At 45.5% G+C, this 15,959-nt stretch carries 14 protein-coding genes; 7 read left to right on the top strand and 7 right to left on the bottom strand.

The window, feature by feature from the left end:
• Window positions 1-85: 85 nt before the first annotated feature.
• Window positions 86-1,675 carry a peptide chain release factor 3 gene (gene prfC, locus K0504_RS13560; RefSeq protein WP_220104695.1) on the bottom strand — a complete coding sequence of 530 codons (1,590 nt, stop codon included), beginning with the start codon at window positions 1,673-1,675 and terminating at the stop codon, window positions 86-88.
• Window positions 1,676-1,931: 256 nt separating this feature from the next.
• Window positions 1,932-2,579, bottom strand: a complete 648-nt coding sequence (locus K0504_RS13555) for a LexA family protein (protein ID WP_000854920.1) — start codon at window positions 2,577-2,579, stop codon at window positions 1,932-1,934.
• A 117-nt stretch (window positions 2,580-2,696) separates the two neighbouring features.
• Between K0504_RS13555 and K0504_RS13550 the strand changes: the two genes are divergently transcribed.
• Genes K0504_RS13550 through eexS form a run of 7 tightly spaced genes read left to right on the top strand, consistent with a single transcriptional unit; the run spans window position 2,697 to window position 6,372 of the window.
• A complete protein-coding gene (locus tag K0504_RS13550; RefSeq protein WP_000451746.1) occupies window positions 2,697-2,948 on the top strand; it encodes a helix-turn-helix domain-containing protein in 252 nt (83 codons plus the stop codon).
• Between the two features lie 55 nt (window positions 2,949-3,003).
• A complete protein-coding gene (locus tag K0504_RS13545; RefSeq protein ID WP_087504544.1) occupies window positions 3,004-3,873 on the top strand; it encodes a hypothetical protein in 870 nt (289 codons plus the stop codon).
• Window positions 3,860-4,522: a DUF6475 domain-containing protein gene (locus K0504_RS13540; RefSeq protein WP_007105460.1), complete on the top strand. Its 663-nt coding sequence runs from the start codon at window positions 3,860-3,862 to the stop codon at window positions 4,520-4,522. The genes K0504_RS13545 and K0504_RS13540 overlap by 14 nt, the downstream gene beginning before the upstream one ends.
• Window positions 4,509-5,057 carry a lytic transglycosylase domain-containing protein gene (locus tag K0504_RS13535; protein ID WP_087504543.1) on the top strand — a complete coding sequence of 183 codons (549 nt, stop codon included), beginning with the start codon at window positions 4,509-4,511 and terminating at the stop codon, window positions 5,055-5,057. The genes K0504_RS13540 and K0504_RS13535 overlap by 14 nt, the downstream gene beginning before the upstream one ends.
• The gene (locus tag K0504_RS13530; RefSeq protein ID WP_000210563.1) at window positions 5,054-5,353 is read left to right on the top strand and encodes a flagellar transcriptional regulator FlhD; all 300 of its coding nucleotides are present in this window, start codon (window positions 5,054-5,056) and stop codon (window positions 5,351-5,353) included. The genes K0504_RS13535 and K0504_RS13530 overlap by 4 nt, the downstream gene beginning before the upstream one ends.
• Complete coding sequence (locus K0504_RS13525) at window positions 5,350-5,883, top strand: FlhC family transcriptional regulator (protein WP_000566753.1); 534 nt, start codon at window positions 5,350-5,352, stop codon at window positions 5,881-5,883. The genes K0504_RS13530 and K0504_RS13525 overlap by 4 nt, the downstream gene beginning before the upstream one ends.
• A 57-nt stretch (window positions 5,884-5,940) precedes the next feature.
• A complete protein-coding gene (gene eexS / locus K0504_RS13520; RefSeq protein ID WP_087504542.1) occupies window positions 5,941-6,372 on the top strand; it encodes an entry exclusion protein EexS in 432 nt (143 codons plus the stop codon).
• Window positions 6,373-6,404: 32 nt separating this feature from the next.
• Here eexS and K0504_RS13515 read toward each other — a convergent pair whose 3' ends face one another.
• From K0504_RS13515 to K0504_RS13495, 5 genes are all read right to left on the bottom strand, one after another.
• Window positions 6,405-9,974 (bottom strand): conjugal transfer protein TraG N-terminal domain-containing protein, encoded by a 3,570-nt coding sequence (locus K0504_RS13515; protein WP_220104694.1) that lies wholly within the window; start codon window positions 9,972-9,974, stop codon window positions 6,405-6,407.
• A 3-nt stretch (window positions 9,975-9,977) separates the two neighbouring features.
• Window positions 9,978-11,366 (bottom strand): conjugal transfer protein TraH, encoded by a 1,389-nt coding sequence (locus K0504_RS13510; protein WP_011788529.1) that lies wholly within the window; start codon window positions 11,364-11,366, stop codon window positions 9,978-9,980.
• Between the two features lie 2 nt (window positions 11,367-11,368).
• The gene (locus K0504_RS13505; protein ID WP_220104693.1) at window positions 11,369-12,313 is read right to left on the bottom strand and encodes a thioredoxin family protein; all 945 of its coding nucleotides are present in this window, start codon (window positions 12,311-12,313) and stop codon (window positions 11,369-11,371) included.
• Window positions 12,314-12,615: 302 nt separating this feature from the next.
• Window positions 12,616-14,526 (bottom strand): bifunctional diguanylate cyclase/phosphodiesterase, encoded by a 1,911-nt coding sequence (locus tag K0504_RS18595; protein WP_220104692.1) that lies wholly within the window; start codon window positions 14,524-14,526, stop codon window positions 12,616-12,618.
• On the bottom strand, window positions 14,514-15,908 hold the full coding sequence (locus K0504_RS13495) for a PAS domain-containing protein (RefSeq protein ID WP_220104691.1): 1,395 nt from the start codon (window positions 15,906-15,908) through the stop codon (window positions 14,514-14,516). Before K0504_RS13495 ends, K0504_RS18595 begins: the two co-directional genes overlap by 13 nt.
• Window positions 15,909-15,959: the final 51 nt, after the last annotated feature.

Genomic DNA, 15,959 nt, shown 5'->3' with positions numbered 1-15,959 from the left:
AACAAGTGCACAAAAAAGCCAGCGTTGAAGGAACGCTGGCTTAATAAAAACCGTCAACTTATTTTAGGACGGCACAGTATACCAATTAATGTTCGCGAGTTTTGTGGAACATAATGTCCGGATAACGTTCCATCGCCAGATTCAAGTTCACCATGGTCGGCGCAATGTAAGTGAGGTTGTCACCGCCATCTAGGGCCAAGTTGGTTGATACTTTACGCTGGAATTCATCCAGCTTTTTCGCATCATCGCCTGTAACCCAGCGCGCAGTTGCCACACTCACGGACTCGTAAATCGCATCGACCTTGTATTCACTTTTCAGTCGCGCCACCACCACATCAAACTGCAGCACACCAACGGCACCCACAATCAAATCGTTGCTATCGAGTGGCCGGAATACCTGAACGGCACCTTCTTCTGATAACTGCACCAAGCCTTTAAGCAATTGTTTTTGCTTGAGTGGATCTTTCAGGCGAATACGGCGGAACATTTCTGGTGCAAAGTTTGGAATACCCGTAAATTTAAAGGCTTCGCCTTGCGAGAAAGTATCACCAATCTGAATGGTACCGTGGTTATGCAGGCCGATAATATCGCCCGGATAAGCTTCATCGGCATGGCTGCGATCGCCCGCTAAGAAGGTCACGGCGTCAGAAATCGCGACATCTTTACCAATGCGCACATGACGCATTTTCATACCCTTGGTGTATTTGCCAGAGCAAATACGCATAAAGGCAATGCGATCTCGGTGCTTCGGATCCATGTTGGCTTGAATCTTAAACACGAATCCTGAGAATTTTTCTTCACCCGATTCAACGATACGTTCGTTGGTTTTGCGTGGTTGCGGCGTCGGTGCCCAAGCTGTTAAGCCATCGAGCATGTGATCAACACCGAAGTTACCTAACGCGGTACCAAAAAATACCGGTGTCAAATCACCTGAATCAAACAGCTCTTGGTCAAACTCGTTCGAAGCCCCTTGCACCAACTCTAATTCTTCGCGAAGAATCTCAGCCAAACCGTCGCCGATTTTTTCCTCGACCAAAGGGTTATCAATACCTTTAATGACTTCAACGCCCTGAATAGTGTGGCCTTGACCGGTTTGATACAAAATCACTTCATCACGAGTTAAGTGATACACGCCTTTGAATTCTTTACCACAGCCAATAGGCCAAGTAATCGGTGCGCACATGATGTTGAGTTCATTCTCAACTTCATCAAGCAGCTCCATGGGATCGCGAATATCGCGGTCGAGCTTGTTCATGAAGGTGACAATCGGCGTATCGCGCAGGCGCGTTACTTCCATCAATTTGCGGGTTCGATCTTCCACACCTTTGGCGGCATCAATCACCATCAAGCAGGAATCAACGGCAGTCAATGTCCGATAGGTATCTTCCGAAAAGTCTTCGTGACCAGGTGTGTCGAGCAGGTTTACCAGCGCATCCCGATATGGGAATTGCATCACCGACGTGGTCACCGAAATGCCCCGCTCTTTTTCCATTTCCATCCAATCCGACTTAGCGTGCTGCCCGGAGCCGCGTCCTTTTACGGTACCGGCTTTTTGCAGCAGGTTTCCGTACAGCAGTACTTTTTCGGTAATGGTGGTTTTACCGGCATCAGGGTGCGAGATGATAGCAAAGGTCCTTCGCTTATTGATTTCATTAAGAAAATCTTGGTTTGCCATGTATAAATTCTTTTAGTTTGTACACGGATTTGTACACACTTTTGGAAGTACTCTATTTTCAGTTCTTCGCTTGTCAAATCCGTCGTGTTAATCGTAATTGGCCGCTATTTTCGCTGATCTTGACTTTATAAACAATCAATGGTTATCTAATCGGTTACCATTTACTCTCAGCGTGCGCCAATGCTCAGTTGTAGCTGTTTGCAATCGTTGCTTCTTCAGCTCATGAACAACTGTGGCTAAACCACAAATTCCTTCGCTACCAAAAATCGATGATAGCTTGTCGTACTACACCGATGATGGTGCAGTTGCCGTTGATCGGTATTGCAGGGTATTGCGGGTTCAAAGGTTTTAGGTACTTCTGTTCACCATCAATAACTAACTGCTTAAAGGTTGCTTCTTTCGAATCATCCAAACGCGCAACAACCAATGAACCTGAAGAATAAGGTAACTCAGGATCAACAACGATCACTGCCCCCTCAGGTATGGATTTTTTTCCGCTTGGATTTTCCATACTGTCGCCTTTTACGCGAAGTGCGAAACAACCCTCATGTGCTTTCCCAGTGACTTCACGCCACTCCTCAGCATCTTCATGGGCAAATCCCTCCGCTATTTCAGTCCAATCACCGGCCTGAACCCAGTTAATGAGAGGAATTCTTCCCTTAATATCAGGCCCGACTTCTACATTACCGACCCCCAAGCCAATCTCGCCATCACCTGTGGCGAGCCAATGAGCATTCACGCGAAGCGCCTCCGCGATCTGCATGGTGTAACGAGACCTAGCCGATTTACCAGAGCAAATCTGGCTGATCGACTGCTGTTTGATACCAATGCGACGAGCCAACTCAGACTGAGTCACCCCAGTAAGCTGCAAGGCATGGTTTAGTCGTTCGGATAAAGTTTTCATAAGCCCGTATTCTACAAATAAAACTGTAGCCTTTCAACAATTTTAACTGTTGACTAATCTACAGTTTAAACTGTAACATTCAATCTTGTAACAGTTATTATTGTAACAGGAGACGGTATGGAAGTGTTCAACACGACACAAAAACATCTCCGCCGTGCCATTGACTTGGTCGGCGGGCAATCAGCATTAGCACGAGCCATCAACTCAAAACAGCAAAACGTCTGGTTTTGGTTGAATAAATCAGGGCGAGTTCCCGCTGAATTCGTTTTACCCATCGAACAAGCTACGCAAGGACAGGTAACCCGATCCCAGTTAAGACCGGACATCTATCCCGAATGCCCAAGCGAGCTGAAAGCCAGTAACCAGTAGGATTAAGGGCAAATAATGGTCAGCATTTTACGTAAACACAAAAGCGAGTTCCTCCATGCGTGATTATGGCAAGGTCTATACCCGCTTTTGGCTAAAGCAAAACGTTTTGTCCTGGAGTGACTCAGCGAAGTTGCTAGGACTGTATTTGCTTACATGCCCACATTGTAATTTGCTTGGCTGCTTTCGATTGCCGATTGGTTACGTTGCTTCTGACTTGAACTGGGATGAGCAACAGGTTGCCAAGGCTCTAAATGAGTTAGAACAAGATCATTTCCTCATTCGTTGCGAGGAATCCGGTTGGACTTTGATTCGGAGCTTTCTGAAGCACAACCCAATCGAAAACCCGAACCAAGGTAAGGCCGCCTTTCGGTTGCTTAAAGATGTACCTGCCGACTTCGTTGGTATGGCATCGCTTTTGAAATCTCTTGCCGCTTTTCAAGCTCGGCTACCAGAAGAATTTTCATCATTGTTTATGCCTGATGGCAACCCGGTAAGGGACTCTCAACGGTCGGATGACTCTGAGAGAAGCAATAAACCAACAATTAAAACTGTTGGCCACATACAGTTTGAAGACTTCTGGGATGTACAAATACGCAAAGAAAAAAAAGCGAAAGCCAAAGAAGAATGGCTTCGCATGGGCCTCAATGAAGACCATGAACTCGCCTTGGAAGTGCTAACACGCTGGAAAGAGCAACGAGACAACCGATTGCAGTATCAAGATCGGACTAAGACCCCTATGCCACATAACTGGCTTTTAAACCGGCAATGGGAAGACGAGTACGTTCGCATTGATGAAGTACAGCAATCATCGACGAGCCTAAAGGGCAGCAATCACCAATTGAACATTGAAGAAAGCAATCGCCGCATTGCTGAAAGCTGGGCCGGACCAGGTATTCGGGAGGTTCGTTCAAGTGCAGGAGGTTGATAAACGCGAGTTTGCTGAAGTTTGGGGAGCAGCTTGGGCCATGTATGGCAAAAGCGTATCACCACAATTGCTATCCATCGCATTTGAAGCCCTTCGTGCTTATAGCATTGAAGAAGTGCGAATCGGTCTGACTCGGCATATTCAATCACCGGATACTGGGCAATTTTTTCCAAAGCCCGCTGACGTCATCAAGCATATCGATGGCAACTCGGGTTCAAGAGCCATGGTTGCTTGGAACAAAGTTGACAAGGCTGTTCGTCAGGTTGGCGCTTGGACATCCGTGATGTTTGACGATGCGCTTATTCACCGCGTTATTTCAGACATGGGGGGATGGGTTGAACTCTGCAAGGTAGATGACAGGGAATACCCCTTTAAGCAAAAAGAGTTTTTAACACGCTACCAGGCTTACTTGCTGCGGGACGAAGTGGGTGAATACCCAAGGCTATTACAGGGTATTGCAGACCATCAGAACCAGCAAAAAGGATTTGATATGCAAGCGCCTGTTGCCGTGGGCGACTGGTCAAAAGCGGCACAAGTTTATACGAGAGGCATCGCCGACTTTAGCGCAGTGCCTTTAAAAAGAATAAGCCCGAAAGCCATTCAGGCGCTTCTCGGAAATCAATTAGAGGACAAAAATGAAAACGATTAAAGCAAAAACCATTGCCCTAGCGATAGCCATGTCCGCAAGCACTTCAGTCTATGCTTTTCCGGGCTATCAGTGGGAAAAAGCAGCACAAAGCGTTGGTATTGATCCAGTCATGCTCTACGCCGTTGCCTTGGCTGAGTCCGCCTCACATCGTGGTCTCAACATGACCAGCCCATGGCCATACGCAATTCGCAATGGTTCAAATGCAACCTACGCCAAATCTAAGACAGAAGCAGAGCAACTGTTAAACCAAGCACTGCAAGAGAGTGAAAAATACCAGCTCGATATTGGCCTAATGCAAATCAATTTGCATTGGCACGGACATCGGGTGAGTTCAGCAGCAGAACTGCTAGACCCCATCACCAACCTAACTGTCGGCTCCAGTATTTTGGCCGAAGCAATCAAGTCTTCACCAAACGATTTAGAGCTTGGCATAGGCCGCTATCACAGCTGGAACGAAGAGCGTGCACGCTGGTATGGGCAAAGAGTGCTTTCTATCTATCGCAATATTTTACATGAACTGGAGGTCCGTCAATGACAACCAATCAACAAGACTTCTATCAATTAAATTTGGCGTACCTACACGCAGCACGAGAATTAGCGCGAATTGATCCGCAAGAGGCGGTCTTGCGCTTTGGACTTACACGCGACGTGGTGGATGCACTGATTAATGCTGGTGTTGACGACCTGCAACGAGTGGCGACTTCATCATTCATGCTGTTTCAACCAAGGGGTAACCAAAGCCAACTGATTGAGATGGTGAAGAGCAAAGGCACAGGTATCCCAAGAATCGCTTATTTATTATCAACCCTAAACAACAAGGGGGATGCATGATTGATAACCTGTCCAAAAGTGAGCTGTTTACCCGAGCCTCGCTGCTTATTAAATACGGATTTAGAACAACCATTATCGCGCTCGATACAGGTTTGCCAATCCACATTATCAGAAGGCTCCACAAAGAAGTGACCGGCAAGTCACCTTGTCCTGGTCAATTGCCAGAATCTGATGCCATCGTTAAAAGCAGAAGAGCATTAGTTGAAGGCTCTCTGCTGATGGCGCTTTATGTCAATATTGGTGGTGATAATGTCTACAAGCAATTAAATATCGATGCTTTGATGAAGGCTTACGATGCGTACTTGGTTGCAAGAGAAGAAGCAGATCTTCCAGCTGAGATCCCCTGGAAAAAACTAACCATCAATGAAGGTTGGGTTCTAGCTCGTGATTTAAGATCACAGCTTGCATCCTTACACCGGTGTCGATGCGGCAGTCTGTATTTGACGGTATCACAACAGCGCATTCAGCTTAAATGCCCTGTGTGTGAGATTATGGCCGAGCAAACCACTAGAGCACTTTTTGAGAACTAACATGCTGATGCATGATTTGATTGTGCACCGCCCGTGCACTTTGAGAGTACTAAGAAGATGACAAACTTACTTAAATCTTTACCAGCACGCTGCTGGTTTATATCACTGGGGCTTTTTCTGGCGACTTTGGCTGCGGCTCATTTTTTTCCATCAGAAATATTAACGACATCTGCCAAGTTAGCGGCTTTGCCATTTCTGTTCTGCACCGTCTTTTTTTTCAGCTACTTGGGATTCAAAGCGACCTGTAATCCCATCGGACTTATAGCCATAATCACTATGCTTGTAGCAATCGCATATTGGCAAGCGAGTTGGACAATTGTTGGTTTGGGACTCTTTTTCTTAGCTATTTGTACTGGAATTAGATTCTTGAGTAACCAAGTTAAAGATTCGGGTAGAACTTTGAGCATTGAAGAAAAATGGTATTGGTATAAGCTCCATTCGTTTTTTGATGGCTTTTATCCAAGGTATCCCAAAAAGCCAAAAAAATAGCCAGCCAACCACAAGCTGGCTACCTTCTATTTTCAGTTCCTTCCTGATGCCTGGTTATAGGCCCTAATATCAATCAAGTTGTTCTGAGCATAATCTCCCGCAAGGGATGCATTTGAGATCACCGCTATCTGCTTATCCACAAATGCTTTATCTTCTTCGGACACACTGTCAGGAATGTAAGCGCCACTCTCATCCTTTTGACGATACTCATTTAGCATTTGCTCCCTTAGACCTAGCATTTCAGGCGACCAACTCGATGAGTCTTCAGAGTTGAATACGCGCCCCGCCAAACCTTCATTGAAAGCTTGAGCGAACACTTGACTTTGAATCGGGGTCAATCCCATTCTCTGCCCTTCGCTGTATGCTTCCTGTTTAAAATCATCGGCGTACTGTTCTAAGAACTCACCGTATCGATTGTTAACTGCCGCACCGAATGCCCCAGCCAACATGGCTTCAGACTTAGTGCCCCAGTTAACTTCGGAGGCATACTGCGAACTCGATCCACTGTATGCATCATTAAACGCCGTCAAAGGATTTTCCAAAGAGGTTCCGGCGTCAACGGCTGCTTTTAACCCATCCCATGTTGATTTGCTGGCCACCGTTGCATTGTGCAAGAAACCTCGTGAGCCAGGTTCTGCAAGGGCTTGCTCCTTGTAACTCTCATAGTCTTCGCCAAAATGATTCAAGGTATGCAGTGCTGCATCAGTATGCTTGCCACTGAAATCACCAATAGCCCTGGCGCTGTTGAAGAACATTTCAGCACCAGAGACTCCGCTATCATCAGCCATAATGCGAGATCGCCACTGAGAGCCAGCTTCACTGTTTAGTCCAGATTGATAGGTACTTGTGTCAGAAGCTACGGCCTGCTGGGCTTGTTGCTGATGCGCATTCAGCTGTCCATCTACACCAGAAAGATTGGTTTGGTAAGCAGATTGAGCCGAATTGAACTGCGTTTGAACTGTTGCAGCATCCTCATAGCCTCCCAGAACACCGGATTCAACTTGGCTTTGAGTGCCACCAAAAGTAGGTGCAGTTGATGACAAGCCTTCATTAGAGCGTGGCTGAATAGATCGTAAATCGGCTCCGGTAGCCATGGCCATAACAGTCATTGCTGCTTGATAGTCATTGTCTCGTTCAGCGGGCGTCGAGGAGTTGCTATAGGTTAAAGACTCCATAGCTGCGGCCACATACGCCTGATTATCATCAGGTAGCAAGCGCTGATACATTGGAAGGTTTTCACGTAATCGGTTACCTGCTTCAACATGCTGGTTCATATAGCGACCTAAATAATCCATGACTTCAGGATTATCCGCTGCTAATCGAGTTAACGTCGCACCATCCGTGTTCCTTTGTCCTGATAGACTGTAGCTGGCCTGATCAAGCTCACTAAAGCGGTTTGATGCCGTGATAACGTCTTGTGCTGAACTCTGAAGTGAATGATAGTCTTGATTAGACAACGACATCTCAACGCCAGAGCGTCTTGAATCTGAAAGGTCCTTAACCATCGCATCGCGAAACTCAGCACGTCGTGAATCACTTGATGCCAAGCTTTGCATCTCCCCAGTGAGCGTATTTGCGGTCGTAGATCGAGAACTGCCCTCTGATGACTCAACTTGGCCACTAAAGTTACCACCTAAATCCAAGCCTGCTCGTACCCTTGATAGTTTTGGTACACGAGATGAGTCTGGCTTATCCACTCCTGGCAAGTTGCCCTGTGGAGAATCATTGCCGCCAGTACCAAGAAGCCTTCCAAGAAAACCCTTGTCAGCAACTTCTTTCTCACCGGGATTTGTAATGGTTCCATCGCCACCGACCCTTAAGCCTCCCGATAACACGCCAGATACCAAGCCACGTACAGCATCTTTTTTATCGTCGCCAAAACCATACCGAGTTTGCAGGTCATCAGTAACCTGATTAACAACGGCGCTAGATGCTGAGTTAGATGAGCCGATCTGACGTCCAACCGAAGAAAGGTTGTCGTAACTTAGCTTTTCACCAAAGGTTCGACTCATGGTATTGCCAACCTGACGACTAAAGGCTTGAGTTGCCTGAGTCATGGATTCTTTTGCAGAGCCGACCATTGAACCCACTGCGTTTCCGACAGAGAAACTGCTTAGTAGGTTTGACGCGCCGGTCATAGCAGAACCAGTGAGGGCTGAATTTTGGAACATTGACTGTGATTGCATTACCGGGGCATTTTTCGCGACATCTGGACTTGCCATCTTTTCATCAATGGCATCACCGTTTTGAAGACGTCCAGCCAAGTGGGTAGCGGTTATTGCTGAGCCATACACGAGCATGAGCGAAATCGCCGGAACACTCGACGCCAACATGCCGCCAGTAGCTATCCAGGTTTGCAGCACTGAATCCATCTGCATCATCCCAGCAAAAGATGGCACTTCTGTACCTGCAAAGGCATCAAGCGACGACATTTTCCCAGCAACGGTTAAATGAATATACAGGTTAATGATGGCCATGACAGGCATCCAAAGTTGAATCCAAAGCAGGATTAACAAGTACTTCCCGGCCATTCGCATCCCGATTTGGCCAAGGGCTATCACAAAGGCCATCAAAGGGGTGATGGCGTAAATGAACCCCTCAAAAAACGTCATCATCGGACGAACGATACTTTGGAACAGGGTCTGCTCCGCCGCCCATTGCGTATTGCGCTGCTCAATCGCTTGATTAACCATAACGGCTGCGGTGAAAGCTTGATCATCCATATATTTGCCCGTCACGCTTTGCTCATAAATAGGCAAAAGCACCGACGCGGTCATGTACTCTTGGGTGTTTACTGAAGCCAAACCAAGGTTATTCAGTGCATTTCGGATCACGTCATCAGTGTCCGTTGCTGACGAAGTCCCCAATGAGGCTGACAGAACCTGTTTAAGCCTTGGAATGAAGGTTGATTCTGTCATGAGTTTCAGTTGGCTATAGGCATCGGTGCAGTCCAGATCGCTACTGCTACCACTGAGCATGATTCGAGTGCCATAAATGCGCGAATCAAACCTAATCGCAGTCATCGGGTTAGGATCACTCAGCACCTGATCGAGGTTCTTTTGGCCAATGTCGATACCAATCAAGGTGCACTCTTTGATGTAGTTAAACCACGATTGCTCGATGTCCGAACCGGCGACACGATTTGCATCACCCAAACCAGAGCGATCCATCACCTGTTTTCTCACTTTAATCAGTGACTGTAAACTGGATGCAAAGCCGTATTCCGTCATGGCGGGAGTTGAGAACGCCGTTTCAAACAATCGCGTGACTTGAAAGCCAACAGTCGAAATCGTACTGCCTGCGGCAGCAACACCGATGGGCACATTATCAACCACTCGAACTTGTCCCGTGTACGCATCCTCAATGCTCACTCGGGTACTGGGCCCAAACATGGTTGCAAAGACTAGCCATGAGACTAAAACATGTTGAAAGTTAATCCCTCGACCACCTTGCATTAAGGCCTGAACAGAGACCATCAATACCCCAATGAGCAAGCCAATCCGAACCATTGAAGTAAAATCGCCTGTACCAGTGATCATCGCGACAGCGTTCAGGACCTGCTCTAAAAAAGCCGAATCCCCGATGGAATAGATTTCCCACATGACCTATTCCCCCAGCGCCGTAGATTTAACGGTGTAATAACGCTGTTTGCGAATGGTCTGAATCACCTGGTTAAAATGTGCCAGCAACTCTTGCTCTGAGCCGTATCTTCGCTGCAACGCGGCGTACTCCTCATTGATTTGGCGACGTGCACGTTCAAGGTCTTCCGTTAATAACTTCGCATAGGCATGATCTTCCACACCTGAGGTACTTCTAGCTGCATTGAGCATGTCTTCAACCAATGCTCGGGCCATCTCAACAGCAATAAATGGTGCCGCTCTTGAAGCAAACGATCTAGCGGCCCCTTCATTTAATGCAGAAAGAGTTCGAATCATGCCCCCAATGCTGGCAGGAGCCGAGGTCATAAAAGCCTTTTCGGTGGTGCTAGCAGCCCCTGTATTTCGAGCAAACTTAAAAATAATGCCGTTACTAGAACCTGTACCAAGAAGTAAATTTTCTACCTGAGTTGATAACCCGGTAAGAGTCACGTTAGTGATTGTTGGGTTCAGACAACCGTCTTGCGTCACTGTGTCACATCGGTACATAGCGACGTTACCGCCATGAATTAGATGCTCAATAGTCACTTTATTGCCATTCAGCCTGGTCAGTTTTGGGGCTTTACCTTGGCCATCAGCGGCATTAGCAAGATCACCAACAATGATCGAACCAGTCACCGACATAACCGCTTCAAGGAAACGGTCATCCCCCGATGCAAACCAGCTTGATGCCGAGTGACGTTTCAATGCTCGCCAAACCAAATTACCTTTAATCGTTTTGTTCACATCAGATGCCGCGACACTCGAAGCGTTCTCATATGGGTTCTTACCATTGGATTCACTCCAACTGGTAAAAACGTCTCCAGCCCCTTTAAGTGAGCTCAACATGCTGGCTTCTGTTTGCCCCTTTTTACCAAAAGCAGCCAGGGTATCGTTCACGACTCCCTGAGCCATTTGACAGGAATTGCCGAAATACTCGTTCAACTGCTGGATTTTCTTTTGCAGTGTCTCCATGTGCTGAGAGCATTTCTCACACATAGCACTGAGCGCCAATTGGAATGCGTATCCCTTGGCGTTTGCAGCAACAGAACGAAGTAATTGAACAAACTGATCTGCATTAACAAATGACAAACTTCCAGCGAACATATCAATGCCGCCACAACCGGCTTGGAATGACGGAGGCACCATAGAGACGAGGTTCTCGTTCATGATCCTGTTACGAACAACAACGCTTCCGCCAGATATCACACCACGCCGTTGACTCTCGAATACACCAGGCGCAGTGGTGTTGGTCATTGAACCAAACAACTGGTTCATCTCCTGTTGCAAGCTTGCTTGGCTCATAGATGAAAAACCAATCGCACAGGCGATTAGCGATACTCGGAATACTTTTTTCATCGTTATAACCCTCCTTGTGCACGCAGATAGCGAACAAGGAACTCAGGGTCCTGTAATATCTTTTCGTTAAGCTCTTGGGCTGACATCGCGAGTGACACGCCGGGTTGAACAGGTCTGGTGGCATAGTAAGTTTGATCGTCAATCCAACCGGCTTGATGGGCTGCAAGAATGATTCGATTATTGAGCTCATCAAGGCTCATTGCGCCCTGGCCAATCGGAGTGATGACATTAGGCGGGTCTACTAAGAAGACCGCTGGAACAGTCGAAACGGACAAGGTTTGTGCTTGTCCTGAATCGACTTTGTAATTGGGAAACTCTCCACCGGGTAAAGGCAAGCCATCGACAGCAATAGCAAACACCTCGAACCCATAGTTCAAGGCCATAGATTCGATGATAGGCGCTTGAGCATGGCAATAAGGGCAATCCGAACGATAGAAGAAGAACAAGCCAGCCCGTTTTGCTACTTCACCTAAAGCTACATCACGTTGAGCGCCAGCTTCTCGATCCATCCGATTGGCAGCATAAGTCGCCAAGGGTCTGCGACTGATTTCATCCAAAACAGGATCACCCATGACCACCTGCTGACTAACATCAGCAAATAGTGAGCCCTTATCCATCATGACTCGCTGGAGATACAGATAGGCTCTGACGTTCTCATTCGTCGGCTCATCAATAGCCTTGTCCATGAACGACTGCATGTGCTCTCGGAACCAGGCAGCACTGAAGGGTTTTAGCTCGTCCTGACTGGACTCAACGGAACCAAATTCCTGCTTTAAAAGCTCTTCAGACTCCGCTGGCTCAGGAATGACCTGATACCAAAACCAGCCTTCCTGACCACGCTGATAGAATTGCCCATCACTAGCATAGGCGGGCAAGATGAATAGAAGGAAAATAATGATTGGGATGGTCACCCATAGGATGAACCAAGGTAACAAAGGGGTTCTCATTGTCAGCTCCAGAAATTTCATAGAGCTAACATGCTAAAGATCCCAGTAAGAGCGATTGGCCAGATAGATGAAGGAATTGTGTGTGTTTCTGACTAGCTGTTATGACCAGTAACAACAGCTAGGTTTAACGAGCCAACCTTATACTTAGACCGTTTTGAGCGAATAGCGGAAATTTCTCTCCGCATCATAGTGCTCATTCAAAAGTATGCTTTGTTTGATATAGCGGACAATCACCTTTTGGATCTTATTGCCCATAAACTACTGAATCAAAACCTGCTTAATGTGCCTTACTCTCATAGCGTCTAAAAGTGCAGCTCTTCTATCCGACAAGGTTTTCCGAACAAATAGCCTTGATAGGTATTACACCCCATGCTTTGTAATAACGCGCGCTGAGCTTCTGTTTCAACGCCTTCAGCTATAACTTGCAGCTCCATTGAATCGGCTAGCGTTATAACTGCTTGAGCGATGGCTTTGTCATTACTGCTATTTATAATATCTCGAATAAATCCTTGGTCAATTTTCAATTGATTTATTGGTAATTGTTTTAAATAAGACAAGGATGAATAGCCTGTACCAAAATCATCGATTGAGAAAGTCACGCCGTGTTGCTGCAACTCTTTCATCTTAGCTTTAACATCGGGAATATTGTTTGCGAGCAGCGTTTCCGTAATTTCCAACTTAAGTAACTGTGGATTTGCACCTGAGATTTCTAATGCATTGAAAACACTCTGAACAAAATTATCTTTGCTAAATTGAACTACACTTATATTAACCGCAATGCTAAGATGTTGTTTTTCCGATTCTAAAGACCATTTTGCCAGAGTAGCGCAAGCTTCTTGTAGCACCCACTCGCCAATGGGCACAATAAGACCGGTTTCCTCCGCTAAGGGGATAAATTGCAATGGTGACACCATTCCTTTTTCTGGGTGTATCCAACGCAACAACACCTCAACACCAATACACTGCTCCAGATGATCGACCTGTTTTTGATAGAAAAGAACAAATTGCTGGCCTAGGATTGCAGCGTATAAGTCGCTAATAATTGTTGCTCTTGAGCTTACTGCGACTTGCATTTGTGGGTCAAAAAACTGCACACCATTTCGGCCAGCATATTTAGCCTTGTACATAGCCATATCAGCTTGCTTTAACAAATCTTCTTTTGGAAGGTTCCCATTATTAAAAAATGTCACACCAATGCTAGCAGAACTATTGTAAGTCAGACCGTCAAGATTATATTCCTTCGCTAAATTATCCTTGATTTTTTGCGCAAGTCCTTCAGCCTGGTTCGCTGCTAATGTTGGATCATGACTTAAATCTGATGCAATGATAACAAACTCATCGCCGCCTAAACGCGCTACCGTATCTCCTTGCCTAACTGAGTTGACAAGACGCTCAGCAACCTGACATAACAGCAAATCACCTTTATTATGCCCAGCACTATCGTTGAGGTCTTTAAAGTTATCCAAATCAAGAAACAGTAGCGCCGAGAAATTATTTGTACGAGCGCTATGGTTTATAGCTCCCACTAATCTATCCAACAACAGACGTCGATTAGGTAGCAATGTTAATGGGTCATAAAAAGCTAACTGATGAATTTCATGCTCACGTTGCTTTCGATCAGTAATGTCCCTTACAACACCGATAAAGTTAATTTCACCAGCCACTTGAACTTCAACGACACCAAGCTCGATAGGAAAAATTGAACCATCTTTACGCCAAGCGTCCAGCTCACGAATACGTCCGGTAATATTGCTTATACCACGTTCAATATAGTTTGATAAGTAACCATCATGATGCTCACGATGAGGAGAACCCATCAACATGTTAATATTTTTGCCAAGCGTTTCACCTTCTGAATAGCCGAAGATTTCTTGTGCCGCTTGGTTAAATGTCAAAATTTTACCACGGCAATCAATAATAATAATGCCATCAAGTAAACCTTCAACAACAGCTTCCATCTGCCGCGACTTATCACTAAGCGCTCTTTCTGCAATGATTTGGTCATTGATATCAAAATGCGTACCCAATAACCATAGCGCTTTGCCATCATTAGACCTTGAAGATACACGCCCTCTGGTATTTATCCATATCCATTCACCATTTTTGTGTTTCATACGAATATTGGCTTCATATGTAGGAATAAGACCTACCGCATGCTTTTCAAGAATAGCTGCACAATAAGCTAAGTCATCAGGATGCGTTAATTTTCCCACGCACTTCTGTTTGTAGGTAATAACTCAGAAAGTGTATAACCCAGTAGTGCGGCCCATTTATCATTGATAATCAACTCACCCGTTTGAATATTAAAATGCCATGTGCCTATATTGTTAGCGTCTATAACGGCTTTTAATAAATTCTCACTGTTACGAATTAGCTCCTCATCCCGCTTCTCTTTTGTAATATTTGTTTCAATTGCAATATAGCCATTTAAACTGCCATTTTTACTAAACAACGGGTTACAAGTTATCCTTACCCAGTAGGCGTCTTGTGCTTTTGAATAATTTACAATATCAACATTAAAGCCGTCCTGTTGGGCAAGAGCATCTCTCATTATTGCAACAGTTGCCGGATCAGTGTCTGCCCCTTGTAATAACTCCCCAGGTTTTTTACCCTGCATTTCTCCAATGCTATACCCTGTGAGAGCAGAAAAGGCGTCATTAATCCATGTAACTCTACCGTCTAGATCGGTAATTACCACACCATTAGTCGTTTGCCTTGCAACTTCGGAAAGGCGGCTTATTTCTGACTGTATTTCAACTTTTTCAGTGGTATTGCGAATGACCACCAATACTTCATTATCATCAATCTTTTTGTATCGAGCTTCGAACGATTGATTTGATTTTTCGAACGTGTAGTTATGATGAATCACATCATCAGTTGAAAAGGCTTGCTTCAGGCAAGCTACCAGTTGATTACCTAATTCATTGGTTAGTATCTCAGGAACCGTATATCCCAAAATTTCTTGTTGGGGTTTAGGTAAGTCAGGATGCTCTTTGCAAACCAAAAAACGAAAACTTCGGTCAATTACAAATATCATATCAGGCAGTGTTGCCAATATTGAGGCTGTTCTTGCCATGCTTTTAAAGAATTGTTCTTGAAGTCGTTCTTGGTCTACTTTGGCAATTTCATACTCAACCATATCTGCAAATTCGCGCAGTTCTTGCTGTTCTTTTGCTGAAAAAACTCTAGCCTTGGAGTCAATAAGACATAGGGTACCAATAGGTTGCCCGCTAGGCTCTTTTAAGGGAGCACCTGCATAAAAACGAATATGTGGCTCATGGGTAACTAAAGGATTCGACGCGAAGCGTGCGTCTTCTGTTGCATCTGAAACAATAAAAATATCATCATGTAATATCGCATGCCCACAAAACGAGATATCACGATTTGTTTCGCAAACATCAAGCCCAACCTTTGATTTAAACCACTGCCTATCACTATCAACCAAAGATATGAGACATATTGGCACCTCAAATACGGACGCAGCCAATCTGGTAATGCGATCAAATCGCTTCTCAGCGGGAGTATCTAGTAAATTTATCTGCTGTAACGCAAGTAGACGAGTAGCTTCATCAATAGGGAATTCAGGTGCGTTCAAAAGTGTCTCCAACAATTTACTTATCAATTGCGAGCTATCAATTGCACTACA

Source organism: Neiella holothuriorum (assembly GCF_019457915.1).
Taxonomy (GTDB): Bacteria; Pseudomonadota; Gammaproteobacteria; order Enterobacterales; family Neiellaceae; genus Neiella; species Neiella holothuriorum.
Note: the sequence above shows the minus strand (reverse complement) of the source record. Positions and strands in the feature narration are given on the sequence as shown.

What these genes read in the sequence shown, in the direction of transcription:
- prfC (WP_220104695.1), bottom strand. Translation starts at nt 1,675, where the DNA reads ATGGCAAACCAAGATTTTCTTAATGAAATCAATAAGCGAAGGACCTTT.
- K0504_RS13555 (WP_000854920.1), bottom strand. Translation starts at nt 2,579, where the DNA reads ATGAAAACTTTATCCGAACGACTAAACCATGCCTTGCAGCTTACTGGG.
- K0504_RS13550 (WP_000451746.1), top strand. Translation starts at nt 2,697, where the DNA reads ATGGAAGTGTTCAACACGACACAAAAACATCTCCGCCGTGCCATTGAC.
- K0504_RS13545 (WP_087504544.1), top strand. Translation starts at nt 3,004, where the DNA reads ATGCGTGATTATGGCAAGGTCTATACCCGCTTTTGGCTAAAGCAAAAC.
- K0504_RS13535 (WP_087504543.1), top strand. Translation starts at nt 4,509, where the DNA reads ATGAAAACGATTAAAGCAAAAACCATTGCCCTAGCGATAGCCATGTCC.
- K0504_RS13530 (WP_000210563.1), top strand. Translation starts at nt 5,054, where the DNA reads ATGACAACCAATCAACAAGACTTCTATCAATTAAATTTGGCGTACCTA.
- K0504_RS13525 (WP_000566753.1), top strand. Translation starts at nt 5,350, where the DNA reads ATGATTGATAACCTGTCCAAAAGTGAGCTGTTTACCCGAGCCTCGCTG.
- eexS (WP_087504542.1), top strand. Translation starts at nt 5,941, where the DNA reads ATGACAAACTTACTTAAATCTTTACCAGCACGCTGCTGGTTTATATCA.
- K0504_RS13515 (WP_220104694.1), bottom strand. Translation starts at nt 9,974, where the DNA reads ATGTGGGAAATCTATTCCATCGGGGATTCGGCTTTTTTAGAGCAGGTC.
- K0504_RS13510 (WP_011788529.1), bottom strand. Translation starts at nt 11,366, where the DNA reads ATGAAAAAAGTATTCCGAGTATCGCTAATCGCCTGTGCGATTGGTTTT.
- K0504_RS13505 (WP_220104693.1), bottom strand. Translation starts at nt 12,313, where the DNA reads ATGAGAACCCCTTTGTTACCTTGGTTCATCCTATGGGTGACCATCCCA.